The 7,761-nt window shown below is 72.1% G+C and carries 5 protein-coding genes; 1 reads left to right on the top strand and 4 read right to left on the bottom strand.

Annotated features, from left to right (window positions below; genetic code table 11):
* Positions 1-30 precede the first annotated feature (30 nt).
* The 4 genes from ACFUN8_RS36300 to ACFUN8_RS36285 all read right to left on the bottom strand — a co-directional run bounded on the left by ACFUN8_RS36300 (position 31) and on the right by ACFUN8_RS36285 (position 5,843).
* Positions 31-1,443 carry a lysine N(6)-hydroxylase/L-ornithine N(5)-oxygenase family protein gene (locus ACFUN8_RS36300; RefSeq protein ID WP_383647415.1) on the bottom strand — a complete coding sequence of 471 codons (1,413 nt, stop codon included), beginning with the start codon at positions 1,441-1,443 and terminating at the stop codon, positions 31-33.
* A gap of 324 nt (positions 1,444-1,767) precedes the next feature.
* On the bottom strand, positions 1,768-4,266 hold the full coding sequence (pepN, locus tag ACFUN8_RS36295) for an aminopeptidase N (protein WP_383647412.1): 2,499 nt from the start codon (positions 4,264-4,266) through the stop codon (positions 1,768-1,770).
* A 296-nt stretch (positions 4,267-4,562) separates the two neighbouring features.
* Positions 4,563-4,910 carry a chorismate mutase gene (locus ACFUN8_RS36290; protein WP_383647410.1) on the bottom strand — a complete coding sequence of 116 codons (348 nt, stop codon included), beginning with the start codon at positions 4,908-4,910 and terminating at the stop codon, positions 4,563-4,565.
* Positions 4,911-4,955: 45 nt separating this feature from the next.
* Entirely contained in the window at positions 4,956-5,843 is an 888-nt protein-coding gene (locus ACFUN8_RS36285; RefSeq protein ID WP_383647407.1) for a helix-turn-helix domain-containing protein, read from the bottom strand.
* 126 nt (positions 5,844-5,969) lie between these two features.
* Here ACFUN8_RS36285 and ACFUN8_RS36280 point away from each other — a divergent pair, with 126 nt between their 5' ends.
* Entirely contained in the window at positions 5,970-7,721 is a 1,752-nt protein-coding gene (locus ACFUN8_RS36280; RefSeq protein ID WP_383647405.1) for a beta-galactosidase family protein, read from the top strand.
* The last annotated feature ends 40 nt before the right edge of the window (positions 7,722-7,761 follow it).

Below are 7,761 nucleotides of genomic sequence, written 5' to 3'. Positions count from 1 at the left end.
CGCCGGCGCAAACCCCGCGGCGGATGCGGGTCAGCGCACTTCGGAGAGCGGTACGAGACCTCTGGGCACCGGCACCTGCCGGTGCCTTTCCTGTCCGTCGAGGCCGAAGCTGGTGAACGCGGTCCGGCGCGGCAGCGGGTAGGGCTCGGTGCCGGTGAGCGAGTTGAGGATGGTCGCGCTGCGCCAGGCGGCGAGGCCGAGGTCGGGGGCGCCGACGCCGTGTGTGTGGCGTTCGGCGTTCTGTACGTACACGGAGCCGGTGACGGAGGGGTCGAGGACCAGCCGGTACCGGGCGTCGATGCGTGGGCGTTCGGACTTGTCGAGCCGCATGTACGGGTCGAGGCCGGCCAGGAGCCGGCCGAGCGGGCGCTCGCGGTAGCCGGTGGCGAGGACGACGGCGTCGGTGGTGAGGCGGGAGCGGCCGGCCTGCTGGCCGTGTTCCAGGTGGAGTTCGATCCTGGTGGCGCCGACGCGGCCCGCGGTGCGGACGAGGACGCCGGGGGTGAGGACGGCGTCGGGCCAGCCGCCGCGCAGCGTGCGGCGGTACAGCTCGTCGTGGATGGCGGCGATGGTGCCGGCGTCGATGCCTTTGTGGAGCTGCCACTGACGCGGGACGAGTTCGTCGCGTACCCGTTCGGGGAGGGCGTGGAAGTAGCTGGTGTAGTCGGGGGTGAACTGCTCCAGGCCGAGTTTGGAGTACTCCATGGGTGCGAACGCCTCGGTGCGGGCGAGCCAGTGGAGTTTCTCGGCGCCGGCGGGGCGGGCGCGCAGCAGGTCGAGGAAGACTTCGGCGCCGGACTGTCCGGAGCCGACGACGGTGATGTGTTCGGCGTCGAGGATCCGGTCGCGGTGGGCGAGGTAGTCGGCGGAGTGGATGACGGGGACGGCGGGGGTGTCGGCGAGGAGTTTGAGCGGTTCGGGGATGTGGGGCTCGGTGCCGATGCCGAGTGCGACGTTGCGGGTGTAGGCGCGGCCGAGTGCCTCGACCTCGCCGTCGTGGTCGAGCTGGGTGAAGTCGACCTCGAAGAGGGCGCGTTCGGCGTTCCAGCGGACGGCGTCGACATGGTGGCCGAAGTGGAGTCCGGGGAGTTGTTCGCTGACCCAGCGGCAGTAGGCGTCGTACTCGGCGCGCTGGATGTGGAAGCGCTCGGCGAAGTAGAAGGGGTAGAGGCGCTCGCGCGCTCTGAGGTAGCTCAGGAAGGACCAGGGGCTCGCCGGGTCGACGAGGGTCACCAGGTCGGCCAGGAAGGGTACTTGGAGGGTGGTGCCGTCGAGGAGCAGGCCGGGGTGCCAGTGGAAGGCGGGGCGCTGTTCGAAGAAGGTGGCGGCGAGACCTCCGTGGATGCCGTCGGCGAGCGCGGCGAGGGAGAGGTTGAACGGTCCGATGCCGATGCCGACCAGATCGTGCGGCCGGTCGTGATCGTCTGCTGACAGGTCGGTCATGGAGGGTCCTTCAGGGCGCGTGGGGCAACTGCACCGGGGGGTCCGGGGTCGGTCGGGTGGTGCCCACGGTGCACAACGATCCGAACCCGGGAGGGGTAGCGGTGTGCGCTGAAGGAGAGTGGTGTGGGGGCTTCGGTACGTCGGTACGGCGGTGCGTCGGTACGGCGGTGCGTCGGTACGGCGGTGCGTCGGTACGGCGGTGCGTCGGTACGGAGGGCGGGCCGGGCGGCGCCGTACGCGCGTGCCCGGCCCGTCGTCCGTACGGGTCGTCCGTAAGGAGGGTCGCTTGTTCCGTGAAGGGGGTCGGCTCCTCCGTAAGGAGGGTCAGCCTTCCCGTACTCGGAGCGCGCGGCGGAGGTCGTCCAGTTGGTCGACGAGTTTGCGGCGCAGGGCGGGCAGGAGGTCGGGGCCGGTCAGGCACTCCTCGCCCAGGCGCAGTGATTGAGCGTCCACGGCGTGGAGCGGGAAGGCGTAGCGGCCGGCGCATTCGGCGATGGCGGGGCCGCGGCGGGTGGCGAGGTCGACGACGTCGGTGTAGAAGCGCGGGACGTACTTGCGTACGAGGTCGGTCTGTTCGGGCTGCCAGAAGCCTTGGGCGGTGGCGGTGAAGAGGTAGTTGGACAGGTCGTCGCCGAGGAACATCCGTTCCCAGGCGGCGGTTTTGGCGTCGCTGTCGGGGCGGGCGGCGCGGCAGCGGGCGGCGCCTTCCTGGCCGGTGGCGCTGGGGTCGCGGGCGAGTTCCTCGTCGATGGCGGTGTCGTCGACGGCGCCGAGGACGGCGAGGCGGTAGAGGATGCGCCAGCGCAGTTCGGGGTCGAGTTCGGGGCCGCCGGGGACGCTGCCGGAGTTCAGCCAGTCCTGGATGCCGTCGGGCTGGGTGGCGGCGGAGATGAAGTGGCGTACGGCGGTGAGGCGCAGTCCGGGCGCGTTGCCGTCCTCGGTGCGGCGGATGAGGGCGCGGCAGATGGCGGTGAGGGTGGCGAGGGCGGCGGGCCGGTCGTCGGGGCCGAGGTAGCGGTCGGTGATCTGGGTGGCGGCGAAGCCGAGTACGCCCTGGACGACGGCCAGGTCGGATTCGTGCGGGAGGTGGGTGCGGGCGGCGTCCAGGTAGGCGGTGGGGGCCAGTTCGCCGTCGCGGACCAGGTCGCGGGCGGCGTTCCAGACGACGGCGCGGGTCAGCGGGTCGGGGACGGCGGAGAGGGAGTCGAGGGCGGTGGCCCAGGAGCGGTCGTCGAGGCGGATCTTGGCGTAGGTGAGGTCGCCGTCGTTGAGGACGACGAGGTCGGGGCGGCGGCCGGGGCGGACGGTGGGGCCGTCCTGCTGTGGGATGTCGATCTCGAAGCGGTCGCGTGGGGTGAGGTGGCCGGGGTCGACGAGGTCGCGGTCGTAGGCGCCGACGGCGATACGGTGCGGGCGGTCGCCCCGCTGGGCGACGTCGAGTGTCCAGCCGGCCTCGGAGCCGTTGCCGTCGACGGTGGGGGTGAGGGTGTCGACGCCGGTGGTGCGGAGCCACTGTTCGGCCCATCGGTGCACGTCGCGGTCGGTGGAGGCGGCGAGGGAGTCGATGAAGTCGGCGAGGGTGGCGTTGGCGAACTTGTGCCGGGCGAAGTGTGTGTTGATGCCGGCGAGGAAGTCCTTCTCGCCGAGCCAGGCGACGAGTTGGCGCAGGGCGGAGGCGCCCTTGGCGTAGGAGATGCCGTCGAAGTTGAGCATCGCGGAGGCGGTGTCGGGGACGGCGTCGGGGTTGGGTGCGACGGGGTGGGTGGAGGGCCGCTGGTCGGCGTCGTAACCCCAGGACTTGCGGTCGATGCCGAAGGCGACCCAGGTGTCGGTGTAGCGGGTCGCCTCGGTGAGGGTCTGGTAGCCCATGTACTCGGCGAAGGACTCGTTCAGCCAGACGTCGTCCCACCAGGTGAGGGTGACGAGGTCGCCGAACCACATGTGGGCCATCTCGTGGGCGATGACCATGGCGCGGGTCTGCCGCTCGGTCTCGGTGACGGCGGAGCGGTAGACGAATTCGTCGCGGAAGGTGACGAGGCCGGGGTTCTCCATGGCGCCCGCGTTGAACTCGGGGACGAACGCCTGGTCGTAGGAGTCGAAGGGGTACGGCTCCTCGAACTTCTCGTGGTAGCGGTCGTAGCAGGCGCGGGTGATGGCGAAGATCTCGTCGGCGTCGATGTCGAGGTGGGGTGCCAGGGAGCGGCGGCAGTGGAGGCCGAAGGGCAGGCCCGCGTGTTCGGTGCGGACGGAGTGCCAGGGGCCGGCGGCGACGGCCACGAGGTAGGTGGAGATGGGCGGGGTCGCGGCGAGGCTCCAGCGGCCGTCGCCCTCGTCGGTGGCGATGCCGTTGCCGAGGACGGTCCAGCCTTCGGGTGCGGTGACGCCGAGTTCGAAGACGGCCTTGAGGTCGGGCTGGTCGAAGACGGCGAAGACGCGCTGGACGTCTTCGAGGAACATCTGGGTGTAGACGTAGGTCTCGCCGTCGGTGGGGTCGGTGAAGCGGTGCATGCCTTCGCCGGTGCGGGAGTAGCGCATGGTGGCGTCGACGCGCAGTTCGTGCTCGCCGGCGGTGAGTCCGGTGAGTGGAAGCCGGTTCTCGGTGAGCGCGCCGGGGTCCAGGGGCTGCCCGTCGAGGGTGACGGAGCGCAGCAGTGCGGGCTTCAGCTCGACGAAGGTGTCTCCGGCCGCGAGGGCGGTGAAGTGGATGGCGGCGCGGGATTCGAAGGTCTCGTCGCCGGTGGTCAGGTCGAGGGCGACCGTGTACCGGTGGACGTCGATGAGCTGGGCACGGGTCTGCGCTTCGTCGCGCGTCAGTACGGACATGGGGACATGCTGCCCGATGGGCCTCGGGGCGCGCAGCGGGTGGGGGTTGCGCTGAGAGCGCACGGGGCGGGGTACGGGGGCAAGGGGGGCACTTCGCGGGCGGGGTGGTGGTCATGTGCGGGGAGCGCGGCCGGCCGGGGCCCTGTGTCGCGGGCCCGCGCTTCATGGGCCGCCCTTACGGCTCGCCCTCGCGGCCCGCCTTCACGGCGCGCGCTTCACAGCCCGTCGTCAGAGGTCGGCGTCAGAGCCCGTCGTCACGGCCCGCCCTCACAGCCTGCCCCTCACGGCCTGTCGTCTCACGGCCTGTCGTCGCGTGCGGCGGCACCGTCCGCGATCGTCTCGTGGTGGCGGATCACCTCGGCGATGATGAAGTTGAGCAGTTTCTCGGCGAACGCGGGGTCGAGCCGGGCGCTCTCGGCGAGCTGCCGGAGCCGGGTGATCTGCCGGGACTCACGGGCCTGGTCGGCGGGCGGCAGGTGGTGTGCGGCTTTGAGGACGCCGACCTGCTGGGTGCATTTGAAGCGTTCGGCCAGCATGTGTACGACGGCCGCGTCGATGTTGTCGATACTGCCGCGGAGCCGGTCCAGCTCGGCCTGGACGGACTGGTCGATGCCGCCGTTGTCACCGTCGGTACTCGTGGTCATGGTTCGGAAGCTTAGGGCCTGTGCCGGGTGGCACGGTGCGGCGTCTCAAGGAGAGGGCGTCGTGATCGTCGGCGGGTGGTCGGGGTCGGGGACGCGGTCGCTCCAGCCGCCGGGGACGGTCCGGCCCTGGCGTTCCCTGAAGCGGATGGGCGCGGTGCCCACGCGGCGTGTGAACAGCCGGGAGAAGTACGCCGGGTCGTCGTAGCCGACACGGCGCGCGACGGCCGCGACGGGCAGGTCGGTGGCGGCGAGGAGTTCTTTGGCGCGGCCGAGTCTGATGCCGAGGAGATAGTCCTTGGGGCTGCAACCGGCGCCCCTGCGGACGGCGCCCCGCAGTTCGGCGGGGGTCATGCCGTGCCGGGTGGCGTGTTCGGCGACGGAGAGCGGCAGGAAGGCGTCGCGGGCGAGGGCCTGGAGGACCAGGTCGCCCTCGGCGTTGGTGTCGGCGCGGGAGCGGCGCAGCTCGACGAGGAGTTCGTGGACGGCGGCGCCGGTCTCGACCTCCAGGAGCGGGTTGCCGCGCCGTGCGGCGCGGACGATGCGGCCGACGGTGGCGCGCGCGGTGGCGGCGTCGGAGAGGGGGACGACGGGGCGGTCCGTCTCGATGTAGCCGAGTTCGGTGTAGGTGGCGGTGGCGGGGCCGGTGAAGTCGACGAAGCTCTCGTCCCAGCCGGTCTCGGGGTCGGCGCCGTAGTGGTGCGGTACGCCGGGGAGCAGCCAGAGCAGCGCGGGTGCGGTGACGGTGGTGCGGTGGCCTTCGGGGTCGCGGTACCAGCCGCTGCCCGCGCCGATGAGGACGGCGACGTGGTGGTCGAGGACGCGGGGTCCGACGGTCGGCAGCCGGCCGTGCTGGAGGCCGACGCCGAGGCAGACGAGGCCGAGGCGGTGGTGGACGGGGCTGGGGGTGAAGTACCGCATCCAGGTGTGGTACATCCGCTTCCGCGCCTCCCCTGCCGGTTTCGTCTGCGTCCATGCACCGCTGATCTTTGTCCATGGACCGGTCCCTGGCCAGGGGGTGACGGTGGCCCTGGCAGATGATCGAACCGAAGGGCAGCGGTGGTGGCCGATTTCACTGTAGGTGACAAGGATTTCCTGGTGGACGGCCGCCCGGTGCGGCTGCTTTCGGGGGCGCTGCACTATTTCCGGGTCCATGAGGAGCAGTGGCCGCACCGGCTGCGGATGCTGCGGGCGATGGGCCTTAACTGTGTGGAGACGTATGTCCCGTGGAATCTGCACGAGCCCGCGCCGGGCCGGTACGCGGATGTGGCGGCGCTGGGCCGGTTCCTGGACGCGGCGGCCGGCGCGGGGCTGTGGGCGATCGTGCGGCCGGGCCCGTACATCTGCGCGGAGTGGGACAACGGCGGGCTGCCGCACTGGCTGACGGCGGCCGTGGGTGCGCGGGTCCGGACCGGTGATCCGGAGTATCTGGCTCCGGTGGAGCGGTGGTTCCGGCGCCTCCTGCCGCAGGTCGTCTCCCGCCAGATCGACCGGGGCGGCCCGGTGATCATGGTGCAGGTCGAGAACGAGTACGGGAGTTACGGCTCCGACCTGCCGTACCTCTCGACTCTGGCCGCGCTGCTGCGTGACTGCGGGATCGCTGTGCCGCTGTTCACCTCCGACGGGCCGGAGGACCACATGCTGACGGGTGGCTCGGTGCCCGGGGTGCTGGCGACGGTGAATTTCGGCTCGGGGGCGCGCGCGGCGTTCGGGACGCTGCGTGAGCACCGGGCCGGGGGTCCGCTGATGTGCATGGAGTTCTGGTGCGGCTGGTTCGACCACTGGGGCGCGGGGCCTGTGGTGCGCGATCCGGCGGACGCGGCGGGGGCGCTGCGGGAGATTCTGGAGTGCGGGGCGTCGGTGAACATCTACATGGCGCACGGTGGTACGAATTTCGCGGGCCGGGCGGGTGCCAATCGGGCGGGCGCGCTGCACGACGGTGTGCTGGAGCCGGATGTGACGTCGTACGACTACGACGCGCCGGTGGACGAGGCGGGGCGGCCGACGGAGAAGTTCTGGCTGTTCCGGGAGGTCCTGGCGGGTTACCAGGAGGGGCCGTTGCCCGAGGTGCCGCCCGCTCCCCCGGTACTGGGTGACGGGCCGGTGCGCGCGGAGCTGGACGCGTGGGCGCCGCTGGACGAGGTGATCGACGCGCTCGGCGGTCCGGAGACGCGGACGCCGATGCCGCCGTCCTTCGACGAACTGGGCGTGGACCGGGGGCTGGTGCGCTACCGGGTGGCGGTGCCGGGTCCCCGGCGGCCGTATCCGCTGACACTGGCGGGGCTGCGCGATCTGGCGGTGGTGCAGGTCGACGGGGTGCGGGCGGGGGTGCTGCGCGAGGGGGACCCGGTGCTGGCGGAGCCGGTGGCGGGGCCGGCGGTGGTCGAGGCGTGGGTGGAGTCCCTGGGGCGGGTCAACTACGGGCCGCGTACGGGTGAGCCGAAGGGGATCACGGGCGGTTTCCGGCACGAGCGGCAGTATCTGCACGGGGTTCGGGCGCGGGGTCTGCGGCTGGACGCCTTCGACGACGCGGCGGCGGTCGCCGCGCTCCCGTTCCGCGCCCCGTCCTGGCCGGGCGCGCGGGGCCTGTACCGGGGCTCGTGCGACCTGGCGTCCCCGGGTGACGCGCGGCTCTCCCTGCCGGGCTGGACGCGCGGTTTCGTCTGGGTCAACGGTTTCTGTCTGGGGCGGTACTGGGCGGTGGGCCCGCAGGAGTCGCTGTATGTGCCGGGTCCGGTGCTGCGCGCGGGGCGCAACGAGGTGTGGGTGCTGGAGCTGGAGGGCGCGGGTGAGGGGCATGTACGGCTGGCGTGAGGGGCCCTGGCCGGGGGGGGGCCGGGCGGGGGCCCCCCCC

Source organism: Streptomyces sp. NPDC057307 (genome assembly GCF_042667665.1).
Taxonomy (GTDB): domain Bacteria; phylum Actinomycetota; class Actinomycetes; order Streptomycetales; family Streptomycetaceae; genus Streptomyces.
This window is presented reverse-complemented; position numbering and strand designations above follow the sequence as displayed.